The organism is Alphaproteobacteria bacterium (assembly GCA_041396705.1).
Taxonomy (GTDB): domain Bacteria; phylum Pseudomonadota; class Alphaproteobacteria; order CALKHQ01; family CALKHQ01; genus CALKHQ01.
Genome location: JAWKYB010000002.1, coordinates 49875 through 64643, shown reverse-complemented (window position 1 = coordinate 64643; position 14769 = coordinate 49875). Strand labels below are relative to the sequence as shown.

General features: G+C 70.2%; 13 protein-coding genes and 1 pseudogene. 7 read left to right on the top strand and 7 right to left on the bottom strand.

Going from position 1 to position 14769, the window contains the following annotated elements; genetic code table 11:
• Window positions 1-125 precede the first annotated feature (125 nt).
• The 3 genes from R3F55_00350 (at window position 126) to R3F55_00340 (ending at window position 3240) form a co-directional block, all read left to right on the top strand.
• The gene (locus R3F55_00350; protein MEZ5665897.1) at window positions 126-1403 is read left to right on the top strand and encodes an extracellular solute-binding protein; all 1278 of its coding nucleotides are present in this window, start codon (window positions 126-128) and stop codon (window positions 1401-1403) included.
• Window positions 1404-1477: 74 nt separating this feature from the next.
• On the top strand, window positions 1478-2356 hold the full coding sequence (locus tag R3F55_00345) for a sugar ABC transporter permease (GenBank protein MEZ5665896.1): 879 nt from the start codon (window positions 1478-1480) through the stop codon (window positions 2354-2356).
• Between the two features lie 32 nt (window positions 2357-2388).
• Window positions 2389-3240 carry a carbohydrate ABC transporter permease gene (locus R3F55_00340; protein ID MEZ5665895.1) on the top strand — a complete coding sequence of 284 codons (852 nt, stop codon included), beginning with the start codon at window positions 2389-2391 and terminating at the stop codon, window positions 3238-3240.
• A 92-nt stretch (window positions 3241-3332) separates the two neighbouring features.
• On the opposite strand, the gene R3F55_00335 is transcribed toward R3F55_00340, so the two are convergent.
• Window positions 3333-4847 carry an alpha-N-arabinofuranosidase gene (locus R3F55_00335; GenBank protein ID MEZ5665894.1) on the bottom strand — a complete coding sequence of 505 codons (1515 nt, stop codon included), beginning with the start codon at window positions 4845-4847 and terminating at the stop codon, window positions 3333-3335.
• A gap of 131 nt (window positions 4848-4978) precedes the next feature.
• Window positions 4979-5929: a helix-turn-helix domain-containing protein gene (locus R3F55_00330; protein ID MEZ5665893.1), complete on the bottom strand. Its 951-nt coding sequence runs from the start codon at window positions 5927-5929 to the stop codon at window positions 4979-4981.
• Window positions 5930-6594: 665 nt separating this feature from the next.
• On the opposite strand from R3F55_00330, the pseudogene R3F55_00325 reads away from it, so the two are divergent.
• Window positions 6595-7062: pseudogene (locus R3F55_00325) on the top strand (GMC family oxidoreductase N-terminal domain-containing protein).
• Between the two features lie 93 nt (window positions 7063-7155).
• Window positions 7156-7671 carry a GMC family oxidoreductase gene (locus tag R3F55_00320; protein ID MEZ5665892.1) on the top strand — a complete coding sequence of 172 codons (516 nt, stop codon included), beginning with the start codon at window positions 7156-7158 and terminating at the stop codon, window positions 7669-7671.
• 148 nt (window positions 7672-7819) lie between these two features.
• Here R3F55_00320 and R3F55_00315 read toward each other — a convergent pair whose 3' ends face one another.
• From R3F55_00315 to R3F55_00305, 3 genes are all read right to left on the bottom strand, one after another.
• Entirely contained in the window at window positions 7820-8731 is a 912-nt protein-coding gene (locus R3F55_00315) for an NAD(P)-dependent oxidoreductase (GenBank protein MEZ5665891.1), read from the bottom strand.
• A gap of 70 nt (window positions 8732-8801) precedes the next feature.
• Entirely contained in the window at window positions 8802-9707 is a 906-nt protein-coding gene (gene sigJ, locus R3F55_00310; GenBank protein ID MEZ5665890.1) for an RNA polymerase sigma factor SigJ, read from the bottom strand.
• A complete protein-coding gene (locus R3F55_00305) occupies window positions 9704-10264 on the bottom strand; it encodes a hypothetical protein (GenBank protein ID MEZ5665889.1) in 561 nt (186 codons plus the stop codon). Before R3F55_00305 ends, sigJ begins: the two co-directional genes overlap by 4 nt.
• A 213-nt stretch (window positions 10265-10477) precedes the next feature.
• Between R3F55_00305 and R3F55_00300 the strand changes: the two genes are divergently transcribed.
• Together R3F55_00300 and R3F55_00295 are read left to right on the top strand one after the other, a co-directional pair.
• A complete protein-coding gene (locus tag R3F55_00300; protein MEZ5665888.1) occupies window positions 10478-10894 on the top strand; it encodes a hypothetical protein in 417 nt (138 codons plus the stop codon).
• 81 nt (window positions 10895-10975) lie between these two features.
• Window positions 10976-11314: a hypothetical protein gene (locus tag R3F55_00295; GenBank protein MEZ5665887.1), complete on the top strand. Its 339-nt coding sequence runs from the start codon at window positions 10976-10978 to the stop codon at window positions 11312-11314.
• 61 nt (window positions 11315-11375) lie between these two features.
• Here the strand turns inward: R3F55_00295 and katG are convergent, their stop codons facing one another.
• Together katG and R3F55_00285 are read right to left on the bottom strand one after the other, a co-directional pair.
• On the bottom strand, window positions 11376-13535 hold the full coding sequence (gene katG, locus R3F55_00290; GenBank protein MEZ5665886.1) for a catalase/peroxidase HPI: 2160 nt from the start codon (window positions 13533-13535) through the stop codon (window positions 11376-11378).
• A gap of 171 nt (window positions 13536-13706) precedes the next feature.
• Window positions 13707-14627: a LysR substrate-binding domain-containing protein gene (locus R3F55_00285; protein MEZ5665885.1), complete on the bottom strand. Its 921-nt coding sequence runs from the start codon at window positions 14625-14627 to the stop codon at window positions 13707-13709.
• Window positions 14628-14769: the final 142 nt, after the last annotated feature.

Sequence of the window (14769 nt, the reverse complement as noted above, 5' to 3'; positions counted from 1 at the left end):
GATCCCTTTCCGAGTTCCGCGCTAGGTTTCGACGGCGCTGCATCGCGGCCGTTGCCGCGGCTGCTGGGCGTTCAACGCGCAGACCGGCGCAAGCTGGCGGATGCAAACTCGACGGGAGGATCATGATGAGCGGTCTCTTGAAGACGACGGCATTGGCGGCTGCGACGCTGCTTGCCGGGACGGCCTATGCCAATGCCGAGCAGACGGTGATCTGGTGGGACTTCCTGGGCGGCGGCGACGGCGTACGGATGAAGACGCTGATCGACCAGTTCAACCAGGAACATGCCGGCGAGATCACCATCGAGGCGACCACGCTGGAATGGGGCGTGCCGTACTATTCGAAGGTACAGACCGCGACCGCGGTGGGCGAAGGCCCCGACATGATGACCTATCACACCTCGCGCATCCCGCTGGCGGTGTCGAACGACATTCTCGAGGAGATCACCCCCGAGGACATGGCGGCGATGGGCCTCGGCGAGGGCGACTTCGCCGCGGCAACCTGGGACGCCGTGCACTTGGACGGCAAGCAGTATGCCGTGCCGTTCGATACGCACCCGATCGTGCTGTACTACAACCGGGAGAAGCTGGCGGCGGCCGGGCTGATCGGCGACGACGGCCTGCCGCAGGGCCTGGACGGCATCGAGAATTTCACCGCGGCGCTGAAGGCGCTGCAGGACGGCGGCACCACCTGGGGCATGTCGACCTTCACCGCCGGCGGCAACTTCCAGTTCCGCACGATCTATTCGCTGCTGGGCCAGCAGGACGGCGAGATGCTGACCGACGGCGAGTGGCTGGCCGGCGACAACTACGAGAAGCTGGTGGACGCGCTGCGCGTCGTCTCCGACTGGTGCGGCGACGGCTATGTGCCGGCCTATACCGAATATCCGGCGGCGATCGCGCTGTTCACCTCGGGCGAGGCGGCGATGCACATCAACGGCGTCTGGGAAGTGCCGACGATGGCCGACCTGTACGACAAGGGCGAGCTGTTCGAGTGGGGCGCGATCGAGCTGCCGGTGTTCTTCGACCACCCGTCGACCTACGCCGACTCCCATGCCTTCGCCATTCCGCACAACCAGGGCAAGGAGATGGCGCCGGAGAAGCGCGAGGCCGTGCTGACGGTGATCTCGTGGATGCTGAACCACGGTCTGTTCTGGGCGACCGCCGGCCACATCCCGGCGCTGAAGGCGGTGACGGACTCGGCCGAGTACCAGGCGATGGAGCCGAACGCGACCTATGCCGTGGTGACCCAGAACCTGATCTACGACCCGAAGTCGATCTATGCCGGCGTCGCCTCGCCGATGTTCGACGCCGCGGGCAACAGTTTCACCGCCAGCGTCAACGGTGAGATGGACGCCGAGGAAGCGGTCGGCCTGATGAAGGACGAGCTGGACTTCCTCGAATAGGCAGGACGGGACCGTCCGGGCCGGCCCTGCGACACGGGGCCGGCCCGGTATCCGCGATGGCGCCGGGACGAGGTATGGCGAATACGCGGCGAAGCGAGGGCTGGGTGGCCCTGCTGCTGGTCGGGCCGTTCGTGTGCGTGTACGGCTGGATGTTCATCTATCCGTCGCTGCAGATGGCCTGGCTGAGCTTCACCGACGCGCCGCTGATCGGCGCCGGCGAGTGGAACGACTTCAAGAACTACGACCGGCTGACCGGCGACCGCACCTTCGGCACGGCGATCTGGAACACGCTGTATTTCGTGCTGCTGACGGTCATCCCCGGCACGCTGACCGCGCTGGGTATCGCGCTGATGGTCAGCCGGCTCAAGGGCTGGCTGCAGAGCGGCATCCTGGCCGCGTTCTTCCTGCCCTACATCCTGCCGGTCTCGGTGGTCTACCGCATCTGGCAATGGGTGTTCGACCTGCAGTTCGGGATCGCGCAGTATGTGCTGGAGCCCATCGTCGGCGAGCCGGTGGCGGTGTGGCGGCGCTACGAATGGTTCATGCCCGCGGTCGGCCTGGTCACGATCTGGTGGACCTGCGGCTTCTCGATCCTGCTGTTCCTGGCCGGGCTGCGGAACATCCCGAAGGAGCTGTACGAGGCGGCGTCGCTGGACGGTGCCGACCGCTGGGTCAACTTCCGCCGCATCACCTGGCCGCTGATCTGGCCGGTGACGGCGCTGGTGATGACCATCCAGCTGATCCTGCAGCTGAAGATCTTCGACCAGGTCTATCTGTTCGCCCAGGGCGGCCGGACCAACACCACGATGGTGCTGGTGCAGTACATCTACGAGCAGGCGTTCGTGCACAACCGCGGCGGCTATGCCGCCACGGTCGCGCTGGCGCTGTTCGTGCTGATCGTCGTGGTGTCGGTGCTGCAGTACCAATCGCTGCGGGCGCGGGGCGGGCGATGACGGCGCACGCCCCCTCCGGCGCCGCCGGCGCGATGACCGAGATCCAGGCGCGGCGCGTGCGCTATTTCGACAAGGCCGGCCTGGCGCTGACCCTGCTGACGATGGTCTGCGCGGTGATCTGGGCGTTCCCGCTCTACTGGTCGGCGGTGACGACGCTGAAGCCGGAGCAGGAGGTGGTGCGGCCCTATGTGGAGCTGTGGCCCGACACCTTCACGCTGGAAGCCTATGTCCACGTCATCACCCAGACCAACATGGGCATCTGGTACCTGAACTCGCTGGTGACGTCGGCGGCGGTCACCCTGGGCGTGATCCTGATGGGGGTGATGGCGGGCTATGCGATCTCCCAGCTGCGCTTCCCCGGCCGGCGGCTGCTGTGGTGGATGATCCTGGCCAGCTTCATGGTGCCGATCCCGGCGCTGATCGTGAACCACTACATCCTGATGGCCGACGCGGGCTTCCTCGACAGCTGGGCCGGCATCGTCGTGCCGCAGCTGATCCACCCGGTGGTGGTGATCGTCTACAAGCAGTTCTTCGATTCCGTGCCGCCCGAATACCGCGAGGCCGCCGTCATCGACGGCGCCAGCCACTTCCAGATGCTGTTCCGCATCTTCCTGCCGATGAACTGGGGTGTGACGACGGCGCTGGCGGTGATCACCTTCATCGGGGCGTGGAACGCCTTCCTGTGGCCGTTCCTTGCCGTCAACCACGAGGACCAGATGACGATCACGGTCGGCATCACCCAGGTCAACGATGCCTTCGGCGTGTACTACGCCCGCGACCTTGCCGCGGCGGTGATGGCGGCACTGCCGGTGGCGATCATCTACCTGATCTTCCAGCGCCGGGTCACTCAGGCGATCACGCTGAGCGCCGGGATCAAGGGCTGACCGCGGACGGGACGCGAAGAAAGAATCCCCGGGTCGGGCCCCGGGGATGACAAGTCAGGGAGAGAGAGCGATGGAAGGCGGGGCGTTCGCCGCTACGGCCGGCCGAACGCGACCCGGATCACGTGGTAGGAGTGCGGCGCCAGCACGGCCTTGACGCGGCCGTCCTCGACCGCGGCGCCGGCGGCATCGACCGGCGCGACATTGTCGGGTGCGTCCGCCGTGTTCACCGCCTCGAGGTCGTCGTGGCGGATGGTCTTGTGCAGGGCGAGCCGCGGCGTGGCGAACCCATGCAGGCCGATGTCGAGCGTCGCGGATTCGCTGCCATGGCGGTTGACCGCGAAGAAGGTCAGCATGCCGTCGTCGTTCTGCACGCCGGCGATGTCGACGAAGCGCACCTTGTCGGCGGTGTCGGCATCGTAGGCCGGGCAGTCGACGGCGAGGTTGAGGGCGGTGCCGCGCCCGTACAGCGAGGCGAACAGGTAGGGATAGTAGATCGTCTGCCGCCAGGCCCGGCCGCCGGTCTCGGTCATGATCGGCGCGATGACGTTCACCAGCTGGGCGATGCAGGCGATCTTCACCACGTCGGCCCGGCGGATGAAGGTGTTGAGGATGCAGCCGACCTGGAGGACGTCCTCGAAGTTGTAGATGTCCTCGAGCAGGGCCGGCGCATGCGGCCAGTCGCGGCCCTCGAGGAACGCGCGGTCCTGCTTGCGGGTGTGATACCAGACGTTCCATTCGTCGAAGGAGATCGTCACCCGCTTCTTGGACCGCTTCTTCGCCTTGATGAAGTCGATGATGCCGGCGACCGTACCGATATAGTCGTCGAGCACGTGGCTCAGCGCCAGATAGTTGGCCGTGTTCTTCTCGTAGTTGGTGAAATACATGTGCAGCGAGATGTGGTCGACCGTCTCGTAGGTGTGCTCGAGCACGGTCGCCTCCCACTGCGGGTAGGTCGGCATCTGCGAGTGCGACGACCCGCACACGACCAGCTCCAGCGACCGGTCGAAGGCGCGCAGCGCCTTGGCGGTCTCGTTGGCGAGGTGGCCGTATTCGTCGGCGGTCTTGTGGCCGATCTGCCAGGGGCCGTCCATCTCGTTGCCCAGGCACCACAGCCGGCAGTTCCAGGGCGCGGCCCGACCGTTCTTGCGGCGGAGGTCGCTCCAGTAGCTGCCGCCGGGATGATTGACGTATTCGACGAAGGCGCGCGCCGCGTCGAGCCCGCGCGAGCCGAGGTTGACCGCCAGCATCATGTCGGTGCCGACGGTGTCGCACCACGACGCGAACTCGTGGATGCCGACGTGGTTGGATTCCGCGGTGTGCCAGGCGAGGTCGAGCCGGGTCGGGCGCTGGTCCTTCGGCCCGATGCCGTCCTCCCAGTTGTAGGCCGAGACGAAATTGCCGCCGGGGTAGCGCACCATCGGGATCCTGAGCGCGCGGACCAGCTCGGCGACGTCGCCGCGCATGCCGTCGGCATCGGCGGTGGGATGGCCGGGCTCATAGATGCCGCTGTAGACCGCGCGCCCGAGATGCTCCAGGAAGGCGCCGTAGACCCGATCGTCGATCCGCGCGATCGCATAGTCGCTGTGCGCGGTCACCGTCGCCTTCATGGTCAGCCTCCCCGTCAACTTTCCCGGTTTTTTGATTTATATCGAATATCACGGTTCATTGGACCGGAACAGGGGGCGGGCCGTCAAGGCACAACTCGCCTCCGGAGGCGCCGCGCAGGGCGTCGATGCGCTCAGCTCGCCGGGTCGGCCGGGCGGCGGCGGGTGTGCAGCCGCATCAGGATGTCCTGGTCGTAGTTGCCGAAACCGCGCCCGAACAGGTTGATGCCGCCGGGATGGGCGGCGTCGTCGCGCACGCCGATGCGCATGCGGATGGAATGATGGCGGTCGATGTCGAGATCGCCGAGCGCGACGTCGGAGATGCGGACGCCGTCGACATAGCTGCCGTCGGCGGCGATGCGCCAGCTCTTCAGCTTGCCGTATTGCGAGCCTTTCAGCTTCCACCAGTCCGGGGTGTAGGCGCCGCGCTTGTCGCCGAAATCGCCGGGCGACAGCCAGGTGCCGACCGGGGCGCCGTTGACGGCGAGCGAGATGTCGGACGGCCAGTTGGCATTGGTGCCGGGCACCTCCGAGCTCAGCTCCATCACGAACTCGATCGCCTCGATGGCGGCGTTGACCTTCCGCGCGTTGTTGGGGAACTGGTATTCGACGTAGCCGCGGGTGAACCAGACCAGCGCCGCCTTCATGCGGTCGGGCTCGAGGAAGGTGTCGGGCACGTCGAGCAGGCCGATGATGCCTTCGGGCGAGCACAGGCCGCAGGGGGCGGTCACCTCGAAGCCGGTGTAGAGCCCGAGCGGCATCGCCACCTCGATCGCGCTGGCGCTCAGCGCCTTGACGTTGTCCTTGAAGACGACGAGGACCTCGTCGAAGGTCGAATAGCAGATCTTCTGGTTGCCCTTGCGCGCCTTGCGGATCTCGGTCCGGACCAGGCCGGCATCCTCGAGGATCTGGACGTTCGACGAGACCGTGGACTGCGGCAGGTCGAGCCGCTCGGCGATCTCGTTGACGTTGAGGCCGCCGTTGTCGTGCAGGATCTTCAGCATCCGGACCCGGGCGCTCGACGCCAGGCCCTTCAGCACCTGCGGGTTGTCCTCGGGGTCGATGACCAGAAAGTTGCGGCTCATGGCAGTCCTTGCGCGGCGGAACGACGGCCGGCATGGCCGTCGCGCCTGTGTATCAGGTATTCTGATTTGATCAAACGGCGTTGGGGCCCGGCCGTTTCCGCGGTCCCGGCTGGCCTCGGACGATTCCGCTTGCCCGGCCACCGGCCCGGCTGTGCATCATCATGGGCCGTGGTCGCGAAACCCCATCGTCGGCAAGGCGATCGCGGGACCCGGCATGGTGGAGGGGCGGATGGCGGATGAATTCGATGTCGTCGTCGTCGGGGCCGGCTCGGCCGGCGGGGTGGCGGCGGCGCGGCTGAGCGCGGATGCCGGGCGGCGGGTGCTGCTGATCGAGGCGGGGCCGGACTTCCCGGACGAGGCCGAGCAGCTGCCGCTGTTCGCGGTCAGCGGCGAGAACCACTGGCGGGTGCCGGCGGTGCCGGAGTTCGACTGGCGCCTCTACGACAACGACATCGGCGGGCGGCGCGGCGGGCGCCGGCTGTGGCTGCCGCGCGGCCGGCTGGTCGGCGGCACGTCGATGGTCAACTCGACCATTGCCGCGCGGCCGGCACCGTTCGACCTCGACCGCTTCGCCGACGTGGCCGGGCCGGCCTGGGGCTGGGAGCGCCGGCTGCCGGATCTGATGCGGATCGAGCGCGACCTGGACTTCCGACGCGCCCTATCACGGCAGCGACGGGCCGATCACCATCCAGCGCTACCGGCCGGAAAGCTGGGCGCCGGTCAACCGGGTATTCGCCGAGGGCTGCGCCGCGCTCGGCATCCGCGAGGCGGCCGACCTGAACGCGCCCGACGCCTCGGCCGGCGTGTTCGGCCCGATGCCGCACAACCGCTGGAAGGAGGTGCGCCAGGGCACGCTGGTGACCTATCTGCGCGCGGCGCGCGGCCGGCCCAACCTGACCATCCGCGCCAACTGCCTGGCCGACCGGGTGGCGATCGAGCGCGGGCGGGCGGTGGGCGTGCACTGGGCCGGCGCCGACGGCTCGCGCGGGCTGGCACGTGCGGCGACCGTGCTGATCGCGGCCGGCGTGTTCATGAGCCCGGCGATCCTGCAGCGCTCCGGCATCGGGCCGGCGGCGCTGCTGGCCCGCCACGGCATCGCGGTGGCGGCCGACCTGCCGGTGGGGCGCAACCTGACCGACCATCCCGGCGTGCCGTTCCTGTTCCGCATCGAGCGGGCGGCGGGCACCACCGGGCGCTTCTTCGCCGCCAACTGGCGCGGCGCGGCGATGGACGGGCCGGAGCCGTGGTGGCAGACCCACCCGTTCCCGGTCGACGAGGACGAGGGGGTGTGCGGGCTGTGGACCTATCTGTGCCGGCAGGGCTCGCGCGGCACGGTGGAGATCGCCGGCACCGACCCGGCGCAGGCGCCGGTCATCGACCTGGGCCTGCTGTCGGACACGGGCGACGTCGACAAGTTCGCCGACGCCTGGGAGGCGAACCGGGCGCTGCTGGCCAGCGCGCCGTTCGCCCGCCACAACGCCCGATGGATCGAGCCGGCCGGCGCCATCCGCGACCATGTGCCGGCGACGATCGGCACCGCCCATCACCAGAGCGGCACCTGCCGCATGGGCCGCGACCCGGCGACCAGCGTGGTCGGGCCGGACCTGAAGGTGCACGGGATCGACGGCCTGATGGTGGCCGACGCCAGCGCCTTCCCGGACACGATCATGCACAACCTGAACCTGACGGCCTATCTGTTCGGCGAGGCGGCGGCGCAGACGATCGCGGGCGAGGCGGCCTGAACGGGCGGCCCGCGGTGCCGGTCCTTGGGCAGTCGCTCGCCCTTGCGTCATGGCCGGGCTTGTCCCGGCCGTCTTTCGAGATCGGAGCGGGCAGCGGGTGATGCCCGGGTCGAGCCCGGGCATGACGCGAGTGGGGTGGGCGGCGAAGTCAGATGCCGTCGCCGATCTTGGCGCCGGCCATCTCGGCGAGGATGCCGGGGAGGACCGGCATGAAGCGTTCGCCGTGGCCGGCCATGTTGACCAGGCGGTAGAGCTGGCTGATCGCGGCGGCGACCACGGCAGTGGCGGGGGCGGCCTCGGCCATGGCGTTGTAGGTGCGCATGTCCTTCCAGGCGATGCGCAGCGGGCCCTTCAGCGCGCTGTCGTCGCCGTGCAGCAGCCAGGGCTTCATCACCTGGAACATGCGGCCGTTGGCGCCGCCGGCCTCGATCACCTCGCACTGCCGTTCCAGGTCGACGCCCATCTTGGCGGCAGTGGCGAAGGCCTCGGCGACGATGGCGCAGGTGCCGATGGAGATGCAGTTGTTGATCAGCTTGGCGGTGGTGCCGGCGCCGAGCGGCCCGCAGACGACGATGGTGTCGGCATAGCATTCGAGCAGCGGGCGCACATGGGCGACGGCCGCCGGGTCGCCGCCGACATAGGTGCTGAGCGTGCCGGCCTCGGCCTCCTTCGGGCTGCGGCCGAGTGCCGCGTCGACCATGGCGCAGCCGCGCGCGGCGAGATCGGCGCCGACCCGGCGGGTCATCACCGGATCGCTGGTGGTGGAATCGACCAGGACCATGCCGTCGCTGCAGCCGGCGAGGATGCCGTCGGGGCCGTAGACGGTGGCCTCGACCTCCACCGCCGAGGGCACGCAGAGGAAGACGGCGTCGCTGGCGCGGGCGACCTCGGCCGGCGTCTTCGCCTCGGCGGCGCCGCGGGCGACGAGGTCGTCGACCGGGGCGCGGTTGCGATGGCCCATCACGGTGAGCCGGCAGCCGCTCTTGGCCAGGATGTTGGCGGCGGCGCCGTGGCCCATCAGGCCGACGCCGATATAGCCGACCCGTTCGATCTTGCGCATCGCGTTCCCCTCCCCAGGATCCGGCGGCGGACTGCCGCGGCGGCCCAGCCTAGGGGCGCGGCGGCCGGGGTCAAGGCCGCGCGGCGGCGCGGGCGAGGCCGGCGGTGACGGCGGCCAGCTTGTCGGGATTGCGGACCACGTAGACGGCGGCGATGCGGCCGTCGGCGACGTCGATGGCGAAGGTCTGGTCGAGGGCGCCGTCGACAAAGGCGACGAGGCCCGGCGCGCCGTTGAGCGTGACCGGGCGGAAGGCGACGTCCTGGCCGCGGCGGCGGGCCTTGCGGGCGAGGCCGAGGAAGAAACGGGCGACGCGCGCGGCGCCGCGGATCGGCCGCAGCGCGGCGATGCGCACGCCGCCGCCGTCGGAATAGGCGACGGCATCGGCGGCGAGCAGCGCCTGCAGCCGCGCGATATCGCCGGAGGCGACGGCGTCGACGAAGCGGGCGAGCAGGGCGCGGTGCGCCTCGGGCGGCGGCGGCGGGGCCGGGCGCGCGGCACGCACCGCCCGCCGGGCGCGGGTGGCAAGCTGGCGGCAGGCCGCCTCGCTGCGGCCGAGCACGGCGGCGATCTCGGCGAAGGAGGCGTCGAACACGTCGTGCAGCAGGAAGGCGGCACGCTCCGGCCCGCTGAGCCGCTGCAGCGTCAGCAGCAGGGCGAAGGAGAGGTCGTCGGCCAGCGCCCGCGCGGCCTCGGGCGACGCCGCCGGGTCGGGCCCGAGCAGCGGCTCCGGCAGCCACGGCCCGACATAGGTCTCGCGCCGGGCGCGCGCGCTGCGCAGGTGGTCGAGACAGAGCCGGGTGACGACGGTGACGAGGTAGGCCTCGAGGCTGCGGACCTCGGCCGGGTCGGCGCGGCCGAGTCGCAGCCAGGCGTCCTGCAGCACGTCGTCGGCGTCGCTGGCGCTGCCGAGCATGCGATAGGCCAGCCCGTGCAGGCGCGGCCGCAGCGCGGCGAAGGCTGCGGCGTCGGCGGTCATGCCGCCTGCGGGACCGCTGCGGCGCCGATCACGTCGACCGGACGGTCGTCGACCCGGACGCGCTGGCAGGAATGGGCATAGCCGAGGCCCATCTTCACCATCGGGAACAGGCGGCCGATCTGCACCGACAGGGTGAGGTCGAGCACCCCGGCCTCGCCCCAGCGGGCGCGGACCGCGTCGCGGGCGGCGTCGGCGGCGGGGTCGCGCCGGGCGACCGCGTCGGCGAAGCGGAAACCGAGGGCGGTGTCGATACCCATCCGGGCGATGTCGCGGGTCAGCACCGCCTGGACCTGGTCGGGCGCCATGCCGGCCTCGCGCGCCATGTCGACGACGAGCTGGACGCAGGGGCCGCAATCCTCGGCCAGCGCGCCGACCAGCTTGGCGGCGAAGGCGGCGTCGCGCGACGCGGCGTCGCGATGGCGGGCCAGCCGGGCGGCCTGGGCGAAGCGGAAGAAGGCGGCCGGGGCGGTTTCGAGCATGTGGTGCATGTAGGCGACATCATAGCCGTAGCGGGCGCCGAAGGCGCGGATGGCACGGCGGGCGAGGTATTTGCGCATGGCGATGGCTCCGGTTGCAGTTGCGGCGGCGTGTGCGCGGCCGCTTCCGACGACAAGACGGGACAGCGCCGGCCGATGTGACAGGCGCCTTCCGCACGCGCCACGCGACCGGTGTCGAGGTGCCGTGCTATCGTCGACGCGCCCGCGGTTGCCCCGGTCCGGCATTGGGCACGGACCCGGCGACGGGCGCGGGCCTTCGAGGGAGTGAGAGGCATGATCGCTTCGTGCGCCGGACCGCGTGCGTGGCCGTTGGCTGCCGTGCTTGCCGCCGGCCTGGCCGGACCGGCCGCGGCCGACGAGGTGTGGACCAGCAACGTCGGCGAGGTGGTCTACAGGGACGACCTGGGCGCGACCGCCGTGCTGCAGGCGGGCCCCCGCCTGCTGCTGATTGACGGGCTGGGCGGCAACTACGACGACCGCGGCACCTATGCCGGCACCTGGACCGACCAGGGCGGCGGCACACTGGCGTGCGACCAGCCGCTGACCGACGCCTACGGCATCGACAGCCAGTCGTGGGGGCGGCTGAAGATCACCTTCCTCGACCGCGCCTTCCCGTCGCGCTGGCATGCGACCCTGACCGCGTGCGACGGCGGCGACGTGGTGGAGGTGATCGACGCGGCGCCGCAGTAGCCGGCAAAGGCGCCACCCCGCGTCGGGCGCGCATCGACGACTGCGGATCGAGGCTCTTCAACCCCAGGGGACCGTCTCGCCATGAAGCTGGAGAATTTCACACTCACGACACCGGGCGGGTGCACCATCGTCGTCAACGGCGACCTCAACCTGCGCGACAAGACGTTCAAGGGCACCGTCAAGATCTCGGGCTCGAGCTGCCCGGTCACCGGCTCGTTCGAGTTCCGGTCGTTGCGCCGGCCGGCGGAGGCCGGCGACGGCCGGTCGCTGACCCTGTCGTTCGACAACGACGACCCGGCGCACGCCACCAAGATCAAGTGGTCGGGCAATGCCGCGGTGGCCCGGATCCTGAACGACAAGGCGGTCGACGGCGACCTGCGTGCGGCGGTGCTGGCGGCAGTGAAGCCGGGCCGGCACTGAGCGGATGCAACGAACGGGGCCGGACCGTTAGAACGGCCCGACCCCGGCGCGTCTTGCGCGGTCAGTCGCGGTCGAAGCGGTCGGCGTTCATGACCTTGGTCCAAGCCTTGACGAAATCGCGGACGAAGCGTTCGCGGTTGTCGTCCTGGGCGTAGAACTCGGCATAGGCGCGGAGCACCGAGTTGGAGCCGAACACCAGGTCCATCCGGGTGGCGGTCCAGCGGACCGCGCCGGTCTTGCGGTCGCGCAGCTCGTAGAGGTTCGGCCCGGCCGGCGCCCATACGTAGCGCATGTCGGTGAGGGCGACGAAGAAGTCGTTGGTCAGCACGCCCGCACGGTCGGTGAACACGCCGTGGCCGGTGCCGCCGTGGTTGGTGCCGAGCATGCGCATGCCGCCGACCAGCACGGTCATCTCCGGCGCGGTCAGGCCCATCAGCTGGGTGCGGTCGAGCATCAGCTCCTCGGCGCTGACCGCGTAGTCCTGCTTCAGCCAGTTGCGGTAGCCGTCGGCCAGCGGCTCCAGCGGCGCGAAGGAATCCGCGTCGGTCATCGCATCGGTGGCGTCGCCGCGGCCCGGCGCAAACGGCACCGCGATGTCGAAGCCGGCGGCCTTGACCGCGCGCTCGATGCCGACATTGCCGGCCAGCACGATGACGTCGGCGACGCTGGCGCCGGTCGCGGCCGCGATCGGCTCGAGCACCGCCAGCACCCGGGCCAGCCGCGCCGGCTCGTTGCCCGCCCAGTCCTTCTGCGGGGCCAGCCGGATGCGTGCGCCGTTGGCGCCGCCGCGCATGTCGGAACGGCGGAAGGTGCGGGCGCTGTCCCAGGCGGTGGCGACCAGCTCGCCGGTGGACAGGCCGGTCGCGGCGATCTTCGCCTTGACGGCATCGACGTCGTAGTCGGTGCGGCCGGCGGGCACCGGGTCCTGCCAGATCAGGTCCTCGGCCGGCACGTCGGGACCGAAATAGCGCGCCTTCGGGCCCATGTCGCGGTGGGTGAGCTTGAACCACGCACGGGCGAAGGTATCGGCGAAATAGGCCGGGTCGGCCATGAATTTGCGGCAGATTGCGTTGTAGATCGGGTCGACCTTCATCGCCATGTCGGCGTCGGTCATGATCGGCATGCGGCGGAGCGACGGATCCTCGACGTCCGCCGGCATGTCGGCCTCGTCGATGGAGACGGGCTGCCATTGCCAGGCGCCGGCCGGGCTCTTCTGCAGCGCCCATTCATGGTTGAACAGCATCTCGAACCAGCCCATGTCCCACCGCGTCGGATGGGTGGTCCAGGCGCCCTCGATGCCGCTGGTGACGGTGTCGCGGCCCATGCCCTTGCCGGTCGGGTTGCGCCAGCCCAGACCCTGGCCGTCGACGTCCGCCGCCTCGGGGTCGGGCCCGAGCAGGCTGGCGTCGCCGTTGCCGTGGCACTTGCCGATGGTGTGGCCGCCGGCAGTGAGCGCCGCCGTCTCCTCGTCGTTCATTGCCATGCGGGCGAAGGTCTCGCGGATCTCCAGCGCAGTCTTCTGCGGGTCGGGCTTGCCGCCGACGCCCTCGGGGTTGACGTAGATCAGGCCCATCTGCACCGCCGCCAGCGGGTTCTCCAGCGACCTCGGATCGTCGTCGCTGTCATAGCGGCCGCGAGCCAGCCATTCCTTCTCCGAGCCCCAGTAGGTGTCGGTCTCGGGGTGCCAGATGTCCTGGCGGCCGAAGCCGAAGCCGAAGGTCTTCAGCCCGGCCGCCTCGTAGGCGACGGTGCCGGCGAGGATGATCAGGTCGGCCCAGCTGACCGCGTTGCCGTACTTCCGCTTGATCGGCCACAGCAGGCGGCGCGCCTTGTCGAGGCTGACATTGTCGGGCCATGAGTTCAGCGGCGCGAAGCGCTGGTTGCCGGTGCCGCCGCCGCCGCGGCCGTCGGCGATGCGGTAGGAGCCGGCGGCGTGCCAGGCCATGCGGATCATCAGGCCGGCGTAGTTGCCCCAGTCGGCCGGCCACCAGTCCTGGCTGTCGGTCATCAGCGCATGCAGGTCGCGCTTCAGCGCGGCGACGTCGAGCTTCCTCAGTTCCGCGCGATAGTCGAAGCCGGGGCCGAGCGGATCGGTCTTGGTGTCGTGCTGGTGCAGGATGTCGAGGTTGAGGGCGTTCGGCCACCACGCCATGACGTTGCGGCCGAGGGACGTGTTGCCCCCGTGCATCACGGGACACTTGCCGGTCACTGGTGCGTTCATTGCTGGCTCCTTGGTCAAGGGGTGCGCGGTCGGCGATCCGGGCGTCGGCAACGGGCGGCGACTTGGCAAGGCTATCGTCGTCCCGGCGACGTGCGTCACCTTGATTGGAATCAATCTAAATAGGAAATCGATTGTTTCGATGGATCGGATAGAGAGAATCTATCTGATGTGTCAGGCGGCGACCGGCGTGACCGTCGGCGGCGCGCTGGCACGGATCAACGCGGCGAGCAGGTGCAGGTCGCCGGCGCGGTCGTAGCCGTTGCGCCAGACCATGCCGATGCGCCGGCCGGCGTCGCCGGCGAGCGGGCGCACGACGACGCTCGACGGCCCCGCGGCGTCGGCCGCCATCGCCGGCAACAGCGTGCAACCCATGCCGGCGGCCACCATCTGGCGCAGCGTTTCCAGCCCGGCGGCGCGGAAGTCGGCGGATGCCTGCGGTTCGGCGGCGAGACGGCAGACCGCCAGCGCCTGGTCGCGCAGGCAATGGCCGTCGGTGAGCAGCAGCAGGCGTTCGGCGGCGAGCCGCTCGGGCTCGACCCGGCGCAGGCGGGCAAAGGGATGGCCGGGCGGGGCGGCGACAAGGAACGGCTCGTCGAACAGCGGCAGGGTGGCGAGGCCGTCGCCGCCGCCGGCCGGCGCTGCCACCGGCAGCGCCATCAGCCCGACGTCGATGCGATAGTCGGCCAGCGCCCGCAGCAGCCGGTCGGTCTGATCCTCGTGCACGACCAGACGCAGGTCGGGGTAGGCGGCCGCGACCGCGGCGGTCAGCCAGGGCAGCAGATAGGGGCCGAGGGTCGGGATCACGCCGAGGGTGAGCGGCTGGCTGAGCGGCGCGGCGGCGCGGCGGGCGAGCCCGCGGATCGCCTCGGCCTCGGCCAGCATGCGCCGGGCGCGCGCCACCACCTGGGCGCCGAGCGGCGTGACATGGACCGCGCGGCTGGTGCGCTCGACCAGCGCGAAGCCCAGCGTCTCCTCCAGCTTGCGCAGCTGGGCGCTGAGCGTCGGCTGGCTGACGTGGCACGCCTCCGCCGCCCGGCCGAAATGACCGAGGTCGGCGACGGCGACGAGATACTGCAGCTCGCGCAGGGTCATGAGCGCCAATCTTCTATCGATCAGGCGCAATCAATCGATCAGTCCGATCCATTTGGCAACGGCAAATGCACTGCTTTCCATGCGCGCCGGCCGCATCGCGGCGGCTTGCCCATACCCGATCCCCTGTTCCGGAGTTTTGCAG

Coding starts and splice junctions, on each gene's coding strand:
- sigJ (MEZ5665890.1), bottom strand. CDS start 9,707: ATGACCGCCGACGCCGCAGCCTTCGCCGCGCTGCGGCCGCGCCTGCAC.
- R3F55_00350 (MEZ5665897.1), top strand. CDS start 126: ATGAGCGGTCTCTTGAAGACGACGGCATTGGCGGCTGCGACGCTGCTT.
- R3F55_00315 (MEZ5665891.1), bottom strand. CDS start 8,731: ATGCGCAAGATCGAACGGGTCGGCTATATCGGCGTCGGCCTGATGGGC.
- R3F55_00305 (MEZ5665889.1), bottom strand. CDS start 10,264: ATGCGCAAATACCTCGCCCGCCGTGCCATCCGCGCCTTCGGCGCCCGC.
- R3F55_00320 (MEZ5665892.1), top strand. CDS start 7,156: ATGGACGGGCCGGAGCCGTGGTGGCAGACCCACCCGTTCCCGGTCGAC.
- R3F55_00300 (MEZ5665888.1), top strand. CDS start 10,478: ATGATCGCTTCGTGCGCCGGACCGCGTGCGTGGCCGTTGGCTGCCGTG.
- R3F55_00285 (MEZ5665885.1), bottom strand. CDS start 14,627: ATGACCCTGCGCGAGCTGCAGTATCTCGTCGCCGTCGCCGACCTCGGT.
- R3F55_00340 (MEZ5665895.1), top strand. CDS start 2,389: ATGACCGAGATCCAGGCGCGGCGCGTGCGCTATTTCGACAAGGCCGGC.
- katG (MEZ5665886.1), bottom strand. CDS start 13,535: ATGAACGCACCAGTGACCGGCAAGTGTCCCGTGATGCACGGGGGCAAC.
- R3F55_00335 (MEZ5665894.1), bottom strand. CDS start 4,847: ATGAAGGCGACGGTGACCGCGCACAGCGACTATGCGATCGCGCGGATC.
- R3F55_00295 (MEZ5665887.1), top strand. CDS start 10,976: ATGAAGCTGGAGAATTTCACACTCACGACACCGGGCGGGTGCACCATC.
- R3F55_00345 (MEZ5665896.1), top strand. CDS start 1,478: ATGGCGAATACGCGGCGAAGCGAGGGCTGGGTGGCCCTGCTGCTGGTC.
- R3F55_00330 (MEZ5665893.1), bottom strand. CDS start 5,929: ATGAGCCGCAACTTTCTGGTCATCGACCCCGAGGACAACCCGCAGGTG.